Origin of the sequence: Sphingorhabdus sp. (genome assembly GCF_044338195.1) — a bacterium.
In the GTDB taxonomy this organism is placed as follows: domain Bacteria; phylum Pseudomonadota; class Alphaproteobacteria; order Sphingomonadales; family Sphingomonadaceae; genus Sphingorhabdus_B.
This window is the reverse complement of the sequence record NZ_JBIIMC010000008.1, coordinates 35,029-53,142: the sequence shown is the minus strand read 5'-3', so window position 1 is coordinate 53,142 and position 18,114 is coordinate 35,029. Positions and strand designations below refer to the sequence as shown.

22 protein-coding genes are annotated in these 18,114 nt (G+C 54.7%); 11 read left to right on the top strand and 11 right to left on the bottom strand.

Annotated elements, in window-relative coordinates:
• Positions 1–67: 67 nt before the first annotated feature.
• Both ACIQZK_RS03955 and rpsU read right to left on the bottom strand, forming a co-directional pair.
• Positions 68–691: an FKBP-type peptidyl-prolyl cis-trans isomerase gene (locus tag ACIQZK_RS03955; RefSeq protein WP_397574999.1), complete on the bottom strand. Its 624-nt coding sequence runs from the start codon at positions 689–691 to the stop codon at positions 68–70.
• 110 nt (positions 692–801) lie between these two features.
• Positions 802–1,008 carry a 30S ribosomal protein S21 gene (gene rpsU, locus ACIQZK_RS03950; protein WP_125231027.1) on the bottom strand — a complete coding sequence of 69 codons (207 nt, stop codon included), beginning with the start codon at positions 1,006–1,008 and terminating at the stop codon, positions 802–804.
• A 258-nt stretch (positions 1,009–1,266) separates the two neighbouring features.
• On the opposite strand from rpsU, the gene ACIQZK_RS03945 reads away from it, so the two are divergent.
• The gene (locus ACIQZK_RS03945; protein ID WP_397574998.1) at positions 1,267–2,031 is read left to right on the top strand and encodes a class II aldolase/adducin family protein; all 765 of its coding nucleotides are present in this window, start codon (positions 1,267–1,269) and stop codon (positions 2,029–2,031) included.
• A 98-nt stretch (positions 2,032–2,129) separates the two neighbouring features.
• Entirely contained in the window at positions 2,130–2,669 is a 540-nt protein-coding gene (locus tag ACIQZK_RS03940) for a (2Fe-2S)-binding protein (protein ID WP_395629315.1), read from the top strand.
• A 2-nt stretch (positions 2,670–2,671) separates the two neighbouring features.
• Here ACIQZK_RS03940 and ACIQZK_RS03935 read toward each other — a convergent pair whose 3' ends face one another.
• Positions 2,672–3,256, bottom strand: a complete 585-nt coding sequence (locus tag ACIQZK_RS03935) for an HNH endonuclease (protein ID WP_324478493.1) — start codon at positions 3,254–3,256, stop codon at positions 2,672–2,674.
• A 144-nt stretch (positions 3,257–3,400) separates the two neighbouring features.
• On the opposite strand from ACIQZK_RS03935, the gene gluQRS reads away from it, so the two are divergent.
• The 3 genes from gluQRS to ACIQZK_RS03920 are packed head-to-tail and all read left to right on the top strand — an operon-like array spanning position 3,401 to position 5,172.
• The gene (gene gluQRS, locus ACIQZK_RS03930; RefSeq protein ID WP_397574997.1) at positions 3,401–4,303 is read left to right on the top strand and encodes a tRNA glutamyl-Q(34) synthetase GluQRS; all 903 of its coding nucleotides are present in this window, start codon (positions 3,401–3,403) and stop codon (positions 4,301–4,303) included.
• A 43-nt stretch (positions 4,304–4,346) separates the two neighbouring features.
• On the top strand, positions 4,347–4,574 hold the full coding sequence (locus tag ACIQZK_RS03925; RefSeq protein ID WP_395635497.1) for a hypothetical protein: 228 nt from the start codon (positions 4,347–4,349) through the stop codon (positions 4,572–4,574).
• A gap of 16 nt (positions 4,575–4,590) precedes the next feature.
• Positions 4,591–5,172: a cob(I)yrinic acid a,c-diamide adenosyltransferase gene (locus ACIQZK_RS03920; protein WP_397574996.1), complete on the top strand. Its 582-nt coding sequence runs from the start codon at positions 4,591–4,593 to the stop codon at positions 5,170–5,172.
• A gap of 31 nt (positions 5,173–5,203) precedes the next feature.
• On the opposite strand, the gene ACIQZK_RS03915 is transcribed toward ACIQZK_RS03920, so the two are convergent.
• Positions 5,204–6,016 carry a hypothetical protein gene (locus tag ACIQZK_RS03915; protein WP_397574995.1) on the bottom strand — a complete coding sequence of 271 codons (813 nt, stop codon included), beginning with the start codon at positions 6,014–6,016 and terminating at the stop codon, positions 5,204–5,206.
• Between the two features lie 296 nt (positions 6,017–6,312).
• On the opposite strand from ACIQZK_RS03915, the gene ACIQZK_RS03910 reads away from it, so the two are divergent.
• The 5 genes from ACIQZK_RS03910 (at position 6,313) to ACIQZK_RS03890 (ending at position 9,107) form a co-directional block, all read left to right on the top strand.
• Positions 6,313–6,960, top strand: coding sequence for an energy transducer TonB (locus ACIQZK_RS03910; RefSeq protein WP_397574994.1), 648 nt, complete (start codon positions 6,313–6,315; stop codon positions 6,958–6,960).
• A gap of 81 nt (positions 6,961–7,041) precedes the next feature.
• Positions 7,042–7,803 carry a MotA/TolQ/ExbB proton channel family protein gene (locus ACIQZK_RS03905; protein ID WP_397574993.1) on the top strand — a complete coding sequence of 254 codons (762 nt, stop codon included), beginning with the start codon at positions 7,042–7,044 and terminating at the stop codon, positions 7,801–7,803.
• A 92-nt stretch (positions 7,804–7,895) separates the two neighbouring features.
• Entirely contained in the window at positions 7,896–8,438 is a 543-nt protein-coding gene (locus tag ACIQZK_RS03900; protein ID WP_395635501.1) for an ExbD/TolR family protein, read from the top strand.
• A gap of 21 nt (positions 8,439–8,459) precedes the next feature.
• Positions 8,460–8,915: a biopolymer transporter ExbD gene (locus tag ACIQZK_RS03895; protein WP_333569732.1), complete on the top strand. Its 456-nt coding sequence runs from the start codon at positions 8,460–8,462 to the stop codon at positions 8,913–8,915.
• 63 nt (positions 8,916–8,978) lie between these two features.
• Positions 8,979–9,107 (top strand): hypothetical protein, encoded by a 129-nt coding sequence (locus ACIQZK_RS03890; RefSeq protein WP_397574992.1) that lies wholly within the window; start codon positions 8,979–8,981, stop codon positions 9,105–9,107.
• A 26-nt stretch (positions 9,108–9,133) separates the two neighbouring features.
• Here ACIQZK_RS03890 and ACIQZK_RS03885 read toward each other — a convergent pair whose 3' ends face one another.
• From ACIQZK_RS03885 to ACIQZK_RS03875, 3 genes are all read right to left on the bottom strand, one after another.
• A complete protein-coding gene (locus ACIQZK_RS03885; protein ID WP_397574991.1) occupies positions 9,134–10,450 on the bottom strand; it encodes a M20/M25/M40 family metallo-hydrolase in 1,317 nt (438 codons plus the stop codon).
• A 72-nt stretch (positions 10,451–10,522) separates the two neighbouring features.
• Entirely contained in the window at positions 10,523–11,431 is a 909-nt protein-coding gene (locus ACIQZK_RS03880) for a Brp/Blh family beta-carotene 15,15'-dioxygenase (protein ID WP_397574990.1), read from the bottom strand.
• Between the two features lie 52 nt (positions 11,432–11,483).
• Complete coding sequence (locus ACIQZK_RS03875) at positions 11,484–12,230, bottom strand: bacteriorhodopsin-like (protein WP_395629598.1); 747 nt, start codon at positions 12,228–12,230, stop codon at positions 11,484–11,486.
• A gap of 194 nt (positions 12,231–12,424) precedes the next feature.
• On the opposite strand from ACIQZK_RS03875, the gene ACIQZK_RS03870 reads away from it, so the two are divergent.
• Positions 12,425–13,030 carry a LuxR C-terminal-related transcriptional regulator gene (locus tag ACIQZK_RS03870; protein WP_395635509.1) on the top strand — a complete coding sequence of 202 codons (606 nt, stop codon included), beginning with the start codon at positions 12,425–12,427 and terminating at the stop codon, positions 13,028–13,030.
• Between the two features lie 139 nt (positions 13,031–13,169).
• On the opposite strand, the gene glnA is transcribed toward ACIQZK_RS03870, so the two are convergent.
• From glnA to ACIQZK_RS03850, 4 genes are all read right to left on the bottom strand, one after another.
• Complete coding sequence (gene glnA / locus ACIQZK_RS03865) at positions 13,170–14,582, bottom strand: type I glutamate--ammonia ligase (protein ID WP_397574989.1); 1,413 nt, start codon at positions 14,580–14,582, stop codon at positions 13,170–13,172.
• Positions 14,583–14,629: 47 nt separating this feature from the next.
• Positions 14,630–14,968 carry a P-II family nitrogen regulator gene (locus tag ACIQZK_RS03860; RefSeq protein WP_125231011.1) on the bottom strand — a complete coding sequence of 113 codons (339 nt, stop codon included), beginning with the start codon at positions 14,966–14,968 and terminating at the stop codon, positions 14,630–14,632.
• Between the two features lie 174 nt (positions 14,969–15,142).
• On the bottom strand, positions 15,143–17,335 hold the full coding sequence (locus ACIQZK_RS03855; protein WP_397574988.1) for a PQQ-dependent dehydrogenase, methanol/ethanol family: 2,193 nt from the start codon (positions 17,333–17,335) through the stop codon (positions 15,143–15,145).
• Positions 17,336–17,405: 70 nt separating this feature from the next.
• The gene (locus ACIQZK_RS03850) at positions 17,406–18,071 is read right to left on the bottom strand and encodes a DJ-1/PfpI family protein (RefSeq protein ID WP_397574987.1); all 666 of its coding nucleotides are present in this window, start codon (positions 18,069–18,071) and stop codon (positions 17,406–17,408) included.
• Positions 18,072–18,114: the final 43 nt, after the last annotated feature.

Sequence of the window (18,114 nt, the reverse complement as noted above, 5' to 3'; positions counted from 1 at the left end):
TTAATCGCGGGCTATATTAAGCAATTCCCGATAGCATCCGTAGCTATTGGGTGCTTTCGGGGCGGCATTATTGACCCTGTTGGGCCCGCATCTGTGCATCAATTTGTGCCTGGATTTCGGGAGGTAGGCCCTGCGGTGCGCCGCTGGCCTGTCCACCTTGCTGCTGTTGCATTTCCTGCATTTGCTTTTGCATGGCTTCGATTTCTGCGCGTGATTTGAACTCTAACAGTTCGACATCAAAGGTTAGCTCGCTACCGCCGGGGATGGCGACTTGGCCGGTTTGCGGATTACGCTGATCTTCGGGGCCATAGCCAAGCTCGGCCGGAATCCACAGGCGATATTTGCCACCGCGCTGCATGATTTTAAGGCCTTCTGAAAAGCCGGGCACAACGCCAGTAACTGGAAAGCCAGCCTGAGGATTTTGGTCGAAAACAGTGCCGTCTTTCAACATGCCTGTGTAGCTGACGAGCACGACATCATTGTCGGTCGGCGACTTGCCTTCGCCGGTTTGGATAATCTTGTAACGCAATCCTGACGGCGTGGTGACGATATCGCCATATTCCTGCCGCACGTCGCTTGTGCCCCAATATGCCAAACCGCCACCGGCAGCGAGTACGAGCGCAATCGCGGCCCAATATTTGGTCATCGTGCCTTTTTTGAGCGGAAGAATCGGGACGGCAGTTACGGACATACACATTTCCTGTTGGCTAAGTTGCGCGGTGACTAGCAGAAACTAGCAGGGATTCCAGACACAAAAAAAGCGCCGTAAAAGGCGCCTTCCTTGTTGCGGGTCGCAGACGCTTATTTCGCGCCGTCACGTTCCTGCTGCTTGCGCTCCATCTTGCGGGCGCGACGAACAGCAGCTGCCTTTTCACGCGCGCGCTTTTCCGACGGCTTTTCGAAGTGACGACGCAGCTTCATTTCGCGATACACGCCTTCACGCTGCAGCTTCTTCTTGAGCGCGCGTAGGGCTTGATCAACATTATTGTCGCGAACCATGATCTGCATAAAAAACTCAACTCCGCATCGAATCGGCAAAATGGCTTAAAACGGCCACTTTGAAAGGCTAAAAACGAAAATCGCCGCGTTCACAGGCGGCGTGTTGTCGTGGCCCCTAACTAGGTCGCCCCTAAATATCAAGCGAAAATGGCGCTTTTAACCATGAGCGCAGAGAAAATCCGTTGGCCTTTTTGCTGCGCCCAGCCCCTTGCCCTCGTGCAATGTTCGTTTCATAAAGCAACGCAACGAATGATCAGGAGAGTGCGCATGGCAACCCAATTGAAGTCGAACAGCAAATATAGCGAAGCCGAATGGACCGCCCGTCAGGAGCTTGCCGCCTGCTATCGGATATTTTCGATGTTCGGTTGGGACGAACTGGTGTTTAACCATATTACGGTGAAGGTGCCTGACGAAGACGGCGCTTTTTTGATCAACCCTTATGGCATGCATTTCGGCGAAATTACCGCGTCGAGCCTGATTAAGATCGACATTGATGGCAACAAGATTGATGCCGACAACCCATGGCATGTCAATAAGGCCGGTTTCGTTCAGCATAGCCTGTTCCATCGCACTTTGCCTGATGCCCATGCCATTATCCATACACACACAACTGCCACGGTTGCTGTGTGCAGCCTTGAGGGCGGATTGCAGCCAATCAATTTCTACGCCTGCAATTTCATGGGCCAGCTGGCCTATCATGATTTCGAGGGCGTAACGGTGCGCGAGGAAGAAGGCACGCGATTGGTCCAAAATCTGGGCGACAAGCGGATATTGATGCTCAAAAATCACGGTCCTGTCGTGATGGGCAAGACATTGCCCGATGCGTTTATAAAGTATTGGGCGCTCCAGCGGGCGTGCGAGCAACAGATTGCAACGATGCAAATGGGCAAGGCCATTACAGTGCCGCCTGAGGTCATCGCCGTGCACCAGCGCGACCTGTATATGGCATCACCTCCGGGCGGTTCGGGCCGCGTTGAATTTGATGCAATGGTGCGCAAGGTTGACCAGATCGATAAAAGCTGGCGGGATTAATCACTCCGCCCCCTGAATGCTGTTCTCCGTTGGTGACTGTGTTTCAGGGTCTCAAATAAGATGCTGAAACGCGTTCCGCATGGCTATAATGGGGCTGCATGACCAAATTCACCGTCAATGATCGCCCGGTCCAGTATAAAATGGATCCGCAAACCCCGCTTTTGTGGGCTTTGCGTGATGCGTCGAACTTGACCGGAACCAAATATGGTTGCGGCAATGGCGATTGCGGCGCGTGCATTGTGGAAGTCGACGGGGAGGCGATACGGTCTTGCCTCGTCACGATTGCCGAAGCCGAAGGACGTTTTGTCACGACGATCGAAGGCCTCAGCCGTGATCGTAGCCATCCGCTGCAACAGGCGTTTGTCGCCAGCAATGTGCCGCAATGCGGCTTTTGCATTCCGGGTATCATCATGGCGGGCGCGGTGTTGCTGAAGAAAAGCAGCAACCCAACCGATGAAGAAATCGACGCGGCGATTACGAATTTGTGCCGTTGCGGCGTGTATCCACGGCTACGCGACGCGATCAAACGGGCCGGACGCGTTATGCGCGGTGAAGAACGTATCGCTGCTGCGCCACCGCCGGGAATTACGCCTGAAGATGCCGCGCGGGCGGTGCCTGCGCTGACGGTTACCGATTAAGTTTAACCCTGCAGCTCAATATCCCAATATAACCAGTCGTGCCATGTTTCGTGCAGATGGTTCGGCGGGAAAGCACGGCCCCTATCCTGCAATTGCCAGCTGGTGGGGCGGATGGCGGCCATGTTCAGCTGCATATGCGCTTGCTTTGGCGTGCGGCCACCTTTTTTCAGGTTGCAATGTAGGCATGCCGTTGTGACATTTTCCCAGCTCGTGATGCCGCCCAAACGGCGCGGAACGATATGGTCAAAGGTCAGATTGTCGCCCGATCCGCAATATTGGCATTCAAACTTGTCACGCAGGAACAAGTTGAAGCGGGTGAATGCAGGATATTCTGATGGCTTCACATATTGGCGCAGCGCGATGACCGACGGGATTTTCATGTCCAGCCTTGGACTATGGACATGCCGATCATAGTTGGAAACGATGTCGACCTTGTCGAGGAACACCGCCTTAATGGCGGCTTGCCATGGCCATAAGCTCAATGGATAATAGCTCAACGGCGTGTAATCGGCGTTGAGCACCAATGCCGGGCAGTTTTCCGGGTGCCTTGCGCGGCCCGCTGCTTCGAAAGTTCCGGTATGCAACATAAGTCGAACCCTACTCCCTTTATGTCATACATGCTTTAAGCGTATCAACGTTACAGCAATCTGACAGTCATCAACCTATTTGCACATATGGTGACGTCAAGAGGGCAAAGGCACAGCATATGGTATTTTTTGGGGATATGTTTTTTGAGCGCGGATGACTTTTTGAAGCAATATCTGCCTGCGCTGCCGCAATATGATGGCGCAGTGGTGACGCGGTTCGCGCCGAGTCCCAATGGGCGCTTGCATCTGGGGCATGCCTTTTCGGCATTATGCGCACATGATTTTGCGCGTGCTTTGAATGGTCAGTTCCACCTGCGGATTGAAGATATTGACGGAACACGCAGCCGTGCCGAGCATGTCGCGGCGATACTGTCGGATATGGACTGGCTTGGGCTTCATCATGACGGCGCTGTGCAATTTCAATCGCAGAACATTGCAAGATATGAGGCGGCGCGTGACCGGTTGATCGCGGACGGGCTGCTATACCGCTGCATCTGTACGCGAAGCGATATTGCCAATGCGCTCAAGCACAAGCCGGTGCCGCATGGTCCAGATGGCCCCCATTATCCCGGAACGTGCCGGGACAGCGACATTGACCCTTCTGTGCCGCACAGCTTGCGGATTGATATGGCCAAAGCGGTGGCGCAATCGGGGCTGTTGCATTGGGTCGATTTGGCGGCAGGACCGCAATTTGCGGACCCCATGGCATTTGGCGATGTTGTTCTGTGGCGCAAAGATGCGCCGGCATCTTACCATCTGGCTGCGACGATTGATGATGCTGCAGATGGGGTGTCGCATGTCGTGCGGGGCCAAGACCTTTTCGGATATACTGCGATCCACAGGCTGTTGCAGAAACTGTTGGATTTGCCGGAACCCATATACTGGCACCATCCGCTGTTGTTGGACGCGAGCGGCGAAAAACTGGCGAAGAGCAAATCCTCACCTGCGCTGTCGGACCGGCGATTGGCGGGCGAATGCGGCGATGGACTTATTAATAATTTGCGTCAGGGAACGCTACCGCTTGGAATCTCGTTATCTCACGCCTAAATAGGCGCAGCGGGGTATTGGCCCCGGACAAGGATTTCTCCCGATGACTATTTTGTTGGTTCTCCTCACCATTGGCGCTGCTGGTGCTGTGGCATTTGCACTTATCCGTGGCCTTCATGCGTTCGCCAATTTGCGACCAGCAGATGTTGACGAAGCGGGGCTGCCCAAATCGCTCACAGTGCAGAACAAGATGATGTTTGCCCGCGTCAAATGGCAGGCAATTACGATCGTTTTGCTTGCTGTGCTCGTCGTGGTCGCCGGCTCGCAATAAGCGGGCGGCATCCGACATGGTCAAGCTCAACAAGATTTACACACGCACGGGTGATGACGGGACTACTGGCCTCGTCGATGGTTCGCGCGCGTCAAAGACCAATGCGCGTTTACACGCCATCGGCGAAGTCGATGAAACCAACAGCGCGCTCGGCGTAGCGGTTCAGGCGCTTGCGGCGGACGAGGGCGAAACGCCTTTGGTCGCGGAATTGCGGCGTATCCAGAATGACCTGTTTGATCTGGGTGCCGATATCGCAACGCCCGGCGAAAGTTTTGAACCATCGCCGATGGAATTGCGGATTGTGTCGTCTCAAGTTGAATGGCTTGAGGCGGCTATTGATAAAGCCAACGAGCAGCTTCCGCCGTTGACCAGTTTCATTTTGCCGGGCGGTAGCTTGGCAGCAGCGCATATGCATATGGCGCGCGCCATTTCACGTCGTGCCGAACGGGCGCTGGTTGCGGCATCGCTGGACGTTTCGATAAATCCGCAGGCGTTGAACTACATCAACCGCCTGTCGGACTATTTGTTCGTGCTGTGCCGCCTGATCAATTCGACGCGCGGTGGTGATATCATGTGGGTGCCCGGCGCATCGCGGTGAGCGCGGCGGCGTCGAACCCGATTTGCAGTCCCTAACGCTTACGGCCACATGGCCCAAGCGCATCGATAACAAATGTATAGTCAGCTTGCGCGCGCGCAGCGTCTTCATCGCGCGCTGTTTCGATGCGGTCGGTGGGAAGGCTGCGCGGTAGGCCACAGGCTAGGCGATACCATAGCAGCGTGAATCGTTCCGGCGCGGTTGCAGACGAATCAATCACTTCAGCGGTCGATACCGCCCACTGTTTTTGCTCATTCGGCCTACTAAGAACCGTAAGAGACACTGGCTGGTCCTTTTCGGTCTTCAGGAAAATCTGTGTTTCGCCTTCACCGAGCACTGTGCCAGGGCTATGGAAAGCACTGGCGACACCTATGATGCGCTGCGGTGCATCGCGCAGGACAGCCTCCTGCGTGATTCGGCGGACCAAAGCATCATTTGCCGGGCTAAAATTCGCGAGCGCGTTGGGTCGCGACAACCGGATTTCGGCCGTTCGGCCCGCAACGGGGCTGCCAAATAGAAACCACCGCTGTTTTTTCAATTTGGGCACTTTGCCCTTCGCATCCTTGGGCACATCCAGCACAAAGCGGACGCGGTCTGCAATGCCGCCTTCGCCGCGAATCAACGCCATAACATCCGCTTCGATCAGCATGCGTTGTAGAGATGTGGGTACGCCAATGGCTTGTTCCGGGGCAACTTTAGCAGCTTTGCGGACAGTAACATCAGTGATCAGAGGCGATATGACGACCAAATCGGCAATATCCGAATAACTCGCCGTTTCGGCTTCAATGGCAAGTGCGGGTGGCAGGGTGGCCACGGGTTGGGCAGATGCAGCATTGCCCAAACCCATCAAAACCAAGCATAAAATCACTTTCACTTGCGAAATTCGCATTAAATAACCCTTCCTGAAACCGGCATCCGTCGCCAGTTTTACGTGTATCACATTGTAGCATAATGTGAACCTGTCCATGAATTGCGTCTGAATCGCAGAATCCGGATTGCTTGGCCTGTTAGGGTTGGCTAATGCGTCGATGAATCGAGCAAAAAAAAAGATAGATTTCGATATCGCGAGGGTACTTTGGGTCACGGTGAAATGTGCGCCCTTAGTGTACTATTTTGTTTTGAAGGTAGGAGAGTTGTTTCCGCATGGCATATGCTGATCAAGATGGGATGAGCACAAACCGTTTGGTTTCTGTCGTCATTGTACTCCTTCTTCACGCTTTCCTCGGTTATGCCTTGGTGACTGGCCTCGCATATGATGCGGTCGTCTCGATCAAGGAAAAGATGACCGTGGTCGACGTGAAAGAAGAAGAACCACCCGAAGAAGAAGAACCACCACCAGAACCAGAGAAGCAAATCGAGCCTCCGGTCGTTTCGCCTCCGCCAATGGTTGTTACGGTGACACCACCGCCAACGGTTCGCACAGTTGATACGCCGCCACCTGCGGCTCCAATTGTACCGACAGCTGCGCCACCAGCGCCGCCGCCGCCGCCAGCAGGTCCTACCGCTGAAGCGAAGCCACGGGGCAACCCAAGCAACTGGGCAAACACGAATGACTATCCGTCGCGTGCGTTGCAGCAGGAGCGTGAGGGTACAACCGCGTTCCGCATTACTATCGGCGTTGATGGTCGTGTCATTGATTGCCAAGTTACGCAGTCAAGCGGCCATGCGGATCTGGATGCGGCAACCTGCACCAACGTGAAGCGTCGTGCGCGCTTTGAACCTGCCGTTCGTAATGGCGAAAAAGTTCAAGGTTCGTATTCTAGCCGCATCAAGTGGCAGATACCGAAATAATTTTTCTGGCCCGGTAAAAGGGGGAGCCTTGGTTCCGGGTCTTTTTTACTAGATAGTTCTATTTTTTGAGAGGTAGTTAAAATGTCGATTTTGTTTCTGACTGCGGCCGGCGCCGCAAACCCAGATGTGGCCGCACAATTCGGTCTTATCCCTGCGCTTAACGAAGGTGGCCCGATTTCATGGTCGATTTTCATCGTCATGGTCATCATGTCTGTCTTCTCGTTCTACATCATGTTCACGAAGCTTTTTGAACAGCAGAAGGTTTTGAACCAGTACAAGGACGTCCGTGCACAATTCTGGCGCGCTGCAACGCTTGAAGAAGGCGCTGCAAAGCTCGATAAGAACAGTGCATATCGTCAAGTCGTTGATGATGGCATCGCCGCTCAAAAGCAGCACAGCCTTTTGACCGACCCTATCGAAGCCCATGATTGGCTGCACGGCGCAATGGCCCGTTCGGAAGATTCCATCAACAACAAGCTAGCGGGCGGCCTTCCGTTCCTCGCAACGGTTGGTGCAACGGCTCCTTTCGTTGGTCTGCTCGGTACGGTCATCGGCATTTACTCGGCGCTGATCAAAATCGGTATCGCAGGTCAGGCTGACATTGGTAAGATCGCTGGTCCAGTTGGTGAAGCACTGATCATGACCGCAATTGGTCTGTTCGTTGCTGTTCCTGCCGTTCTTGCGTACAACTGGCTTCAGGCACGTAACAAGACAATCGCACGTAGCCTTTCGACCTTCTCGAACGATGTGCTTGGTTACATCTCTTCGGGCGGCCGCGTTAAGCCTGCTGTTCCTGCCGCTGCACCAGCTGGTAAGCCAGCACCAGCTGCAGTTAAGAAGTAATATTGGGTTAGGGCCGCGTTTCGGCGCGGCCCATACGCCAGCATCCGCTGGCGCTCCATTTTTGACCCAATTTATTTAGAGAGGATTGGCCAATGGCAATCAGTTCAGGAGGCGGCGGCGATGATACGCCAATGTCTGACATCAACACGACGCCGCTCGTCGACGTCATGCTGGTGCTCCTCATCGTATTCCTCATCGCAATTCCTGTCGCTATCCAGACAGTGAAGATGGACATTCCGGTCATCAAGTTCGAACCAACAAAGGCAAAGCGTGAAAACGTTCTTTTGTCGGTGACAACAACCGATGTCGGTGGTCGTGATCCCGGTGACCCCGCTTACCAAGGTGCAAACCCGAATGGCGAGTGCCGCATTTACTGGAACGTAACGCCTGTTGATTCAACCGAGTTGGTGGATCGCGCGGCGAAGCATTTGAAGGCAGAATTTGAAAAGCTCGGTGGCCCAGAAGCCGCTGCCGCTGGTCTTATCGAGCCTGACATGCTGCCAGAGGCGCACATCCGTGGTGATATCAACACGCCTTATCGATGCATCGGTGGTGCAATTTACACCATGCAGATGGCCGGTTTTGCGCGTGTTGGCTTCATTTCATCGCCGTTCGAAACCGCGAACGTGCAGTAAGTTATTTAAGGAGCAATCATCATGGCAATGAGTGGCGGTAACGATGATGGCCAGCCGATGATGGAAATGAACACAACGCCGTTAATCGACGTTATGCTCGTTCTCCTCATCATGCTGATGATCACCATCCCCCCGGTTTCGCACGCCGTAAACATCGACCTTCCGGTCAATGATCCAAATGCGCCACCACCGGAAGTTCCGATCGATCCTGTTATTAACAAGATCATCATTCTTCCGAACAGCGCAATTCAGTGGAATGGCACGCCGGTTTCGATTCAGCAGATGGAGCAGTATCTGGTCCGGACGACGTCCATGAATCCGGAGCCCGAGCTTCAGTTCCAACCAGCCCCAACGGCGCCATATGACACCGTTGATAAGGCCCTGGTCTCTGTAAAGCGTAGTGGCATTTCGAAATTCGGTTTTGTCGGCAACGAACAATACCGCGTCTTCGGCAAGGCTTCGCGTGAGGGTCGGTAGTTACCGAACCTTCCGTTGATACGACATTTAAAAAGGCGGTGCAGAAATGCGCCGCCTTTTTTATTGTCTGCTGAAACCTCGAGTGGTGCGCCGTATAACCTGAACACCAAGCCGCTCGTCATCCTGAACTTGTTTCAGGATAACCAACCAACGTTGAACATTATCCTGAAACAAGTTCAGGATGCCGACTGATCAGATAATCAAACTGCAGTTCCCAGTCACATCGCCTTTTCCTGCGACAGCCGGCTCATCAGGATGGCTGCACGCTTTGCCTGACGCTTGATGCTGGCAAGGTCGACGGTCTCCCCGGGGGCGTGGTCGCCTTTGCTATAGACGCCAAGGCCGACGAGACCGTCGACGTCATTGGCGACGAAGCTGATGTCTCCTGCGCCACGTTTCAACGGGTTGAGCGGCGGTTGGGCATCCAGTCCCAGATCCCGGTTTACAACATTCAGTTGCGCCAACAACGCCTTGTTGCCCTCTGTTGGCGCCATCGCGGGATAGCCGCCGGGGTCAAAGCTAATCTTGGCGCTGGTCTTTGGTGCAGATGCCGACACGATGGCCTGCATCTTCTGCCGGACCCGCGCACTTTGGTCTTCGGATAAGGTCCGGAAGTCACCGCGCGCTATGGCTATGCCCGGAATGATGTTGGTCTTTCCTTTGGCACTTGCGCGGACGCCGTCATTGTCGAAGCTTGCCTCTTGCCCCGCTGCAATCAACCCGACGTTGAACGTCAGGTTCGGCTCAGGCAGCTCTGTGCGGAATTGATGGATTATGCGCGCCAGTTCAAACGCTGCGCCATCGCCATATGTGGAATCAAAGATTAGAGAGCTATGTCCGGTGACGCCGGAAACCTCCAACTTCCAACTGTTCGACGACCGGCGGGCGATAACGCCCATATCCTTGCCATCCTCAATCGACAGGCCTTCGAAATCGAGTGCGACGTCCGCGGTCTTTCCGGCAGCAATCAACGGCGCGCGGGTAATCTCGATGGGGTCGCCTGCGTCCTCTTCATCTCCCGTCATATGAATTTCTATATGCGCGTCCTTCAGCGTGCCTGCGGCCTGCATGGCGCGCAACGCCGACACGATAACGACCATGCCGCCCTTGTCGTCACCCGCACCGGGGCCAACAGCTTGGTCACCACGACGGACGAATTTTTGGAAAGGGCTATCGGCCTCAAAGACAGTGTCGAGATGCGCAATCAGTAAAAGCTTCTTTGTGCCCTTCTTGCCCGCCTTTGTCGCGACCAGGTGCCCTGCGCGCCCAGCCTTGGCCATATCGAGCCATGCAACCTTGAAGCCAAGCGGTTCGAGCTCAGCACGCATCATATCGCCGACGGTTTTGACGCCTGCGAAATTCATCGTTCCCGAATTCTGGTTGACCATCCGTTCAAGCAAGGCAACCGAGCGTTCATATTCCGCGTCAACGGTTGCGGCCATCTTGGCTTCGGGCTTTGAAAGCTGGGCAAAAGCCGGCGTTGAAAGCGCCAAGAGCGCAACGCTGCTCATCAAAGACAGGGCTTGGAATTTCATGACATACTCCTGAAGACTATAGCCATGATGTGCCGCGCTTTGTGCGTTCGGGCAAGGGTGTTGATGCGGAACTTATGCGGCCGGCTTTTTCGCAAGGATGTGTTCAAGGATGAAATGCGGCACCGTCAACGTTGATATCAGAATGAACGCAGACCGGACAATGCCCATGTCCGAAGGGACGTCGCCTTGGTACAGGAACATCAATACGCCTAACCCTAATGAAAGCGCGGACACGGCGGCGACAATGGCTGCCTTTTTGAATTTGGACAGACCACCTGTTTCGCGTAACGCGTCCGCCATATGTCGCGGGGAGTGCAACCCGCAAAAGAAAACGGCAAATGCCACGAGCGGCGGCAGGAACAAAGCGGCGGTGATGCAGGCGAGTACTTCAAGCGCGCTTTGCGCATCCTCATGCCGGAACGCCCAATAGGCAAAGACAAGGCTGCCCAGCGCCGCAGGGACCGATGCCGCGCCGAGCAACGCGGCGATCACGGTGCCGTTTTGGTTGCCCGTTAGCGCGGCGAATATCATGGCGACATCGTCAGGGCTGGCCAGCGCAGGCAAGGCGACCAATGCCCACCCCACCATCATGGCCAGAAACGGATCAACGCCGCCACGCCAGTCACGGCTGAAATGCACAATTGAGATGAGCAGGAATGAAATGAGCGCCAGTTCCGGCAGCTGCAGCCATAAAACGACCATAGCGGCGGCGCATCCCACATAGCCGCCGATAATCTTGGCCCTGCCGGCGAGCCCATTCTGCCCAAAATGGGCGGCGGCTATTTCGACATCCAGCGTGCCGTGGGGAATGCCTGCAAGGACGATGGCCAGAGCAGCCAACATATTAGCCTCAACACTGTCCATGCCGCCCAGAAGGCGGTCTGCGGCAATCAGCAGCAAGGTCGCTGCCGGTAACGCAAACAGGCGCAACATTTTTGAAAATGTTGCGCCTGCAGAATGCGGATATAAAATTATATTCATACAGGAATGTACGCCGCCGGAGCGGCGTACGTCCAGTGTTTATCCGGAGGCCTTAGCCATATTCGGCTTGCGACTTGCGCACGGCGATCATGTAGATCAAGACGCCAACGCCAGCCTTTGCGATCAAATCGGCGATTGTGTAGCCAACTTGTACGCCAACGGTTACGTCCGAACCGCTCAGATTGGTGTACGGGATCATATATACGATCGGGTAGAAACCCCATGATGCGAAGGTCAGTAAACGTGCCTTCTTCACCAATTCACGTACATTTTCTGGTTGGTTGTTGATCGATGCACCGAGGCCGGCGAACAGCTGCCACATGATGTAGACAAACGGGATTGCCGACAATGTGCCCCACAATACGCGGGTTGGAATGTCCGTTGCGATTTCACCTGGGTAACCCAAGATGATCATCAATGCCGCTGCGCCGCCAAGCTTGAACGACTTCGAGACGGTTTCTTCCTGGCTCAGACGCATCACGAGGATGAGTTCGATGAGAAGCAATGGCACCGTGAGCAACCAGTCGACATAACGATAGGCATCGTTAAACGCATAGCCGCTTGCGGTCACTATGCCGTCTTTAACGGAATATGCGCCTTCCCAGCTCTCGAAAATACGGAAATAGTGATATGCGGCAATGGCGGTAACCAAGCCGGAAATGGTGAGCGCTGTCTTGTATGCTGGGCCCACTTGCGAGCGGCCGAGCCACAAAAACAGCGTTGCTGCTGCCATGGTGGCAAATGTAAATGAGAATGCATTATAGACCAATGAATATTGGCCAAAAGTTAGATTTTCCACGTTATTCTCCCCCTTTACGACATCATTTCGGATGTCGGGGCATTTTTCTTAAACGCTGACCCGGGGACAACAACCTAACCTTTATACCATGTTTTTGTGATATTGCTCTCGACATCGCGGAACTGGCACATATAATGGTTAACGCTGAAATGCGCCTATGGGGGGTACGCGGGAGGCACTGTAATTTGGACGTTTTGGGACGGTCTAACGAGAAACTAGACGCGCTGATCGCGAATAGCCCGATAGCGTCCGTGATAAGCGACCCGCGTCAAAACGGTAATCCCATCATCGCCTGTAATGCTGCGTTTGTTGAACTGACGGGCTATTCGGAACATGAAATCATTGGGCGAAACTGCAAATTTTTGGCCGGTCCAGCAACGGAGCCGTGGTTAACCGACACGATTAGCAATGGCGTTCAACGTCATGCCCCGGTCATGGTCGAAATTTTGAACTACAAACGCGATGGCACACCCTTTCGCAATGCAGTGCTGGTCGCGCCGTTGTTTGACGAAAATGGTGAGCTTGAGTTCTTTCTTGGCTCTCAGGTGGAACTTGAGCCCAGCGCGCCAGCGTCTTACGAGAGCCGCCATGTTGCGGCAGCGGCGGCGGTGAAGGCATTGTCGCGGCGGCAGCGCGAGGTTTTGGCCGAAATGGCGCTTGGCCACTTGAACAAGCAAATCGCCTTCCGGCTTGGGCTCAGCGAGCAAACGGTCAAAATGCACCGTGCGTTGTTAATGGACCGCTTGGGCGCAGCGAGTACGGCCGACGCTATTCGCATTGCAGTAGAGGCCGGGCTTTAATCTGCGCATCTGCTGTCACGGCGGCTCACGAGCCGCCTCGATAAGACATGGCGTCAGGGACGCAATGACTAAACACAAATAAAAAGGCCCGGCAGTCCCCCAACCGCCGGGCCTTAAGCTAATGATCCGATGCGTGGGATCAGTAGCTGTAGTACATGTCGAATTCGACTGGGCTTGGCGTCATTTCCCAACGGGCGACGTCTTCCATCTTCAATTCGATATAGCTGTCAATTTGGTCCTTCGAGAACACGTCACCCTTCAACAGGAAGTCGTGATCCGCGGCCAGGCAATCCAAAGCTTCACGCAGCGAACCGGCTACAGTTGGCACTTCAGCAAGCTCTGCTGGTGGCAAGTCGTACAGGTTCTTGTCCATGGCATCGCCAGGGTGGATCTTGTTCTGAATGCCGTCGAGGCCAGCCATGAACAAAGCCGCATAGCACAGATATGGGTTCGCCATTGCGTCAGGGAAGCGGACTTCAACGCGCTTGGCCTTGGCACCTGCTCCATATGGAATACGGCATGAAGCTGAGCGGTTGCGCGCCGAATAGGCGAGCAACACAGGCGCTTCGTAACCGGGCACCAAACGCTTGTAGCTGTTTGTTGTTGGGTTTGTGAATGCGTTCACGGCCTTGGCATGCTTGATGATGCCGCCGATGAAATACAGGCACATGTCCGAAAGACCGGCATAGCCGTCACCTGCGAAAAGCGGGGTCTTGCCTTCCCAGATCGACAGGTGGGTGTGCATACCCGAACCATTGTCTTCCTTGATTGGCTTCGGCATGAACGTTGCGGTCTTGCCATATGCATGTGCGACCTGATGCACGACATATTTGTAGATCTGCATACGGTCAGCGGTCTGAGTCAGCGTACCGAAAGTCAGGCCAAGCTCATGCTGGGCTGCGGCAACTTCATGGTGATGCTTGTCGCAAGGCAGACCCATTTCGAGCATGGTCGAAACCATTTCGCCACGGATGTCCACTGCGCTGTCGACGGGCGCGACTGGGAAATAACCACCCTTTGCGCGGGGGCGATGGCCCATATTGCCGCCTTCATATTTCGTGCCGGTGTTCGTTGGCAGCTCAATATCGTCGATCTTGTAATATGACGTGTTGTAGCTGTTTTCGAAACGCACATCGTCGAACATGAAAAACTCGGCTTCTGGACCGACATATACGGTGTCGCCGATGCCTGTGGTTTTCAAATATGCTTCAGCGCGCTTTGCGGTCGAGCGCGGGTCGCGGCTGTACAGCTCGCCCGTTGATGGCTCGACGATATCGCAGAAGATGATCATCATGGGCGTGGCGGAGAATGGATCTACGTACACGGCATCAAGATCAGGCTTCAGGATCATGTCGGATTCGTTGATGGCTTTCCAGCCTTCGATGGACGAACCGTCAAACATCAAGCCGTCTTCCAACTCGTCTTCGCCGATCACGCCAGCGCACATCGTCAGATGCTGCCATTTGCCCTTGGGATCGGTGAAACGGACATCGACCCACTCGATCTCTTCATCCTTGATGCGCTTGATAATGTCCTTAGCTGAGGTACCCATTCTGCTTTCCTTCTTTGGCTTGTCTTTTTTGGATATTTTGGATTTTTTTAAACGGCGTCGTTATCGCGTTCGCCGGTGCGGATACGCAGCGCGGTTTCGACAGGGATAACGAATATCTTGCCGTCACCAATGCGCCCAGTCTGGGCCGCTGCAGCGATGGCTTCTACGACGCGGTCGGCAAGGCCGTCTTCAACGACAACCTCAAGCTTTACCTTCGGCAAAAAGTCGACAACATATTCGGCGCCCCGATACAATTCGGTATGGCCCTTTTGACGGCCAAAGCCCTTGGCTTCAGTAACAGTGATGCCCGAGACGCCAACTTCGTGCAGCGCTTCTTTCACCTCGTCCAATTTGAATGGTTTGATGATCGCTTCGATCTTTTTCATGGCTTTTCCCTTTATGGCGCGTGAGGCAGATGCTCCGCGCGCGCGGATGATGTATTAAGCATATCAAGTATCGTGCCAAAATTGACCAACACCAAAACGCGTTATTTTGGGCCGTTTGGCCAATAGCATCTGCCTAAATTTTAGGCAGATGCCAGATTCATGGGCAGCAGTTTTTTACTTTGCTGCCTTTTTTGCGCCACCGCTTAACGCCGCATCATTTGCCTTTGCATAATGTGCGCGGCTGACAACATAAGCGCGCATTTGCTCGGCTTCTTTCGGTGTTAACACGCTGCTAAAGCTGACCATGCCATTGCCCTTCAATATGCCGTCAATCACAACCGATTTCCAAGTGGCGGCATCCGCAATCACGCCAGATTTACGCAGGTCCGGCAGCACGCCGTTCCCGACCGCGCCGGGTCCGTGGCAGACGAGGCAATAGCGTTGGAAATTCGATCCCCCCGCAGCGATATCTGCTGGCGTACCGAATTGCGCTGGTGGCGCCCACACATAGGCTGGCGCTTTCGGCACGGGTGGCAAGGCTGTTTTTCCGCCCAGCTTCAGAACGATCAGGCGGGGGATGTTGGGAACCGCAGCGCTGGTGGAACCTGCATAACCCGAAACAAGCGGAAACGCCCCGCCCTTGCTGGTCAGGAAGGCGACATATTGTTCGCCGTCCACCGTATAGGTCGATGGGCCGGACAACACGCCAGACTGTACGTTAAGGTTCAACAATTGCTTGCCGCTATCCGCAGCATAAGCGCGGAACTCGCCCATTGCCGTCCCTTGGAAAACCAGATTTCCGGCTGTGGTCATCGTCCCGCCATTCCATGAGGCGGGGTGATCGACCGTCCATTTTGCTTTGCCGGTCTTGGGGTCGAAGGCGACAAGCTTTCCGGTCGTGGCCGCTTTCACAGCCTTCACGAAATTGATGTCATCGGGAAGGTCGGCCGTTGCCATCGCGCCGCCCACGTTGAAGCCTAACGGCTTGCGCTCTTGTTCGTTTGGCGCAACCGGCGGCAGATACGCGCCGCCAATGTACAATGCGGGAATGTAGACCAATCCCGTTGCGGGGTTAAAGCTCATCGGGTGCCAGTTATGCGCACCCAGCGCCGAAGGGTTCGCCAAATAAAGCTTGCCGGTTTTTTCATACCGCGCGGCAGGGTTTTCGATTGGCCGCCCCGTTTTCAAGTCATAGCCGGTTGCCCAGGTAATGCCGTCGATGAACGGGTTTGCTGACAACAACTTGCCGTTCATGCGATCAATGGTGAAGAAAAACCCGTTCTTCGGCGCGTGGTACAGAACTTTGCGTTCTTTGCCGCCGCGGGTTTCGGTTGCCAATATGATGGGCTGGGTCGCAGTGTAATCCCAGCTTTCGGCTGGCGTTTCCTGATAATGCCAGACATATTCGCCCGTGTCGGGTTTGAGCGCGACGATGGATGACAGGAACAGATTGTCGCCCTCGCCATTGGAACGAATACCATGGTTCCACGGATTTCCGTTGCCGACGCCAAGGTACAATTGGTCGAGTTCAGCATCATAAACTATTGCGTCCCACACGGTACCGCCGCCGCCACTTTCGCGCCAGTCACCCTTTTTGGGCTTGGAACTCCATGTTTTGGTTGCCGCTGTTTTTAAGATCTTGTCGCTCGCGGCATTGTCAGGCTCGCCCTTGGGATTGGGTGTGGTGTAAAAACGCCATGCCTGTTTGCCGGTCGCGGCGTCATATGCGGTCACATAACCGCGCGCGCCGAACTCTGCGCCGCCAAAGCCAATAACCACCTTGTCCTTTACGACCCGTGGCACGCCTGTGATGGTGCCGTTGGATTTGAGGTCAAGCGTTTGAACACTCCACAATTGCTTGCCCGTGGTGGCGTCCAAGGAAATCAAACGTCCGTCGATGGTTCCGACAAAAACGCTACCTTTCCAGAAAGCAACGCCGCGGTTGACCACGTCGCAGCAGGCTTTGACCCCGCGCGCTTTGTCGACTTCGGGATCGAAGCTCCACAATGGTTTGCCGGTTTTGGCGTCATAAGAGAATACTTTGGACCAGGCGGTCGAGATAAACATTTTGCCGTCGACAACCACGGGTGTTGCTTCTTGGCCGCGCGCATCGGGCAAGTCAGCGAACCAGGCAACGCCCAAATCCTGCACATTGCTGTCGTTAATTTGGGTAAGCGGGCTGTGCCGTTGCTCATTATAATTGAAACCGGTCATCGCCCAGTTTGAGCCATCGCCACCGGTTTTCAAATAATCACCGTTAATCTTAGCGAATGCGGGTACATCGGTCGGGCCCGCTACCTTTTGGCACGAACCCAATAATAATGTCGCGCCAGCAAATGCGGCTGCGAACCAAAGCTTATTCATCATATTTTTCCCCCCTCGACGGAAAGGCTATGCCCTTGAATAGGCTTCGTCCAGTGGGAATTTAACTGAGGGGTTAAATTATCTTTTTTATGACGCTTTCCATCTCGGTTGCCGCCTTTTCATAAACCTGTGCGCGGAGGTTTGTTAGTATTGCATCAGGTGCATTCGCTGGCGTTCCGCCGCTAAATGGGGGTGCCGGATCATATTCGAGCGCGAGCTGGATGGTGCGTGCAACATCTTCGCCTGCAATGTCTGAAATCAGTTCAAGCGCGAAGTCGATGCCCGACGTGACGCCGCCTGCAGTCACCAAATTGCCATCGCGGACAACGCGCGCGGGGCGATGTGTTGCGCCAAACATCGGCAACAAATGCGTGTAAGCCCAGTGGCATGTGGCTTCTTTGCCGTGCAGCAAATTGGCCGCGCCCAATATGAATGCTCCGGTGCACACGCTGGTGACATATTGCGCTCCGCGTGCTTGCGTGCGGACGAAATCGACGATCTGCGCGTCAGCAATCGCGTCGCGGACACCATGGCCGCCCGGCACGCAGATTATGTCCGCCTGCGGGCAGTCTGCGAAGCTGGATCGCGGCAGAATGGAAAAGCCGCTATCGGTGGTGACCGCCGCACCCGTTTTGCTGACGACATGAACATCCGCGCCCGGTATTCGCGAGAGGAATTGCACCGGCCCTGTGAAATCGAGTTGCGTGACATTGTCGAAGAGGACGAAGACGATATTCATGGCGCATGCTTAACCTGCACGCGGCAAAAAACAAAGGGTCGCC

What these genes read in the sequence shown, in the direction of transcription:
- ACIQZK_RS03905 (WP_397574993.1), top strand. Translation starts at nt 7,042, where the DNA reads ATGTCGATTTTGTTTCTGACTGCGGCCGGCGCCGCAAACCCAGATGTG.
- ACIQZK_RS03925 (WP_395635497.1), top strand. Translation starts at nt 4,347, where the DNA reads ATGACTATTTTGTTGGTTCTCCTCACCATTGGCGCTGCTGGTGCTGTG.
- ACIQZK_RS03895 (WP_333569732.1), top strand. Translation starts at nt 8,460, where the DNA reads ATGGCAATGAGTGGCGGTAACGATGATGGCCAGCCGATGATGGAAATG.
- glnA (WP_397574989.1), bottom strand. Translation starts at nt 14,582, where the DNA reads ATGGGTACCTCAGCTAAGGACATTATCAAGCGCATCAAGGATGAAGAG.
- ACIQZK_RS03850 (WP_397574987.1), bottom strand. Translation starts at nt 18,071, where the DNA reads ATGAATATCGTCTTCGTCCTCTTCGACAATGTCACGCAACTCGATTTC.
- ACIQZK_RS03910 (WP_397574994.1), top strand. Translation starts at nt 6,313, where the DNA reads ATGGCATATGCTGATCAAGATGGGATGAGCACAAACCGTTTGGTTTCT.
- ACIQZK_RS03880 (WP_397574990.1), bottom strand. Translation starts at nt 11,431, where the DNA reads ATGAATATAATTTTATATCCGCATTCTGCAGGCGCAACATTTTCAAAA.
- ACIQZK_RS03920 (WP_397574996.1), top strand. Translation starts at nt 4,591, where the DNA reads ATGGTCAAGCTCAACAAGATTTACACACGCACGGGTGATGACGGGACT.
- ACIQZK_RS03935 (WP_324478493.1), bottom strand. Translation starts at nt 3,256, where the DNA reads ATGTTGCATACCGGAACTTTCGAAGCAGCGGGCCGCGCAAGGCACCCG.
- ACIQZK_RS03945 (WP_397574998.1), top strand. Translation starts at nt 1,267, where the DNA reads ATGGCAACCCAATTGAAGTCGAACAGCAAATATAGCGAAGCCGAATGG.
- ACIQZK_RS03940 (WP_395629315.1), top strand. Translation starts at nt 2,130, where the DNA reads ATGACCAAATTCACCGTCAATGATCGCCCGGTCCAGTATAAAATGGAT.
- ACIQZK_RS03855 (WP_397574988.1), bottom strand. Translation starts at nt 17,335, where the DNA reads ATGATGAATAAGCTTTGGTTCGCAGCCGCATTTGCTGGCGCGACATTA.
- rpsU (WP_125231027.1), bottom strand. Translation starts at nt 1,008, where the DNA reads ATGCAGATCATGGTTCGCGACAATAATGTTGATCAAGCCCTACGCGCG.
- ACIQZK_RS03915 (WP_397574995.1), bottom strand. Translation starts at nt 6,016, where the DNA reads ATGGGTTTGGGCAATGCTGCATCTGCCCAACCCGTGGCCACCCTGCCA.
- ACIQZK_RS03860 (WP_125231011.1), bottom strand. Translation starts at nt 14,968, where the DNA reads ATGAAAAAGATCGAAGCGATCATCAAACCATTCAAATTGGACGAGGTG.
- ACIQZK_RS03885 (WP_397574991.1), bottom strand. Translation starts at nt 10,450, where the DNA reads ATGAAATTCCAAGCCCTGTCTTTGATGAGCAGCGTTGCGCTCTTGGCG.
- ACIQZK_RS03955 (WP_397574999.1), bottom strand. Translation starts at nt 691, where the DNA reads ATGTCCGTAACTGCCGTCCCGATTCTTCCGCTCAAAAAAGGCACGATG.
- ACIQZK_RS03900 (WP_395635501.1), top strand. Translation starts at nt 7,896, where the DNA reads ATGGCAATCAGTTCAGGAGGCGGCGGCGATGATACGCCAATGTCTGAC.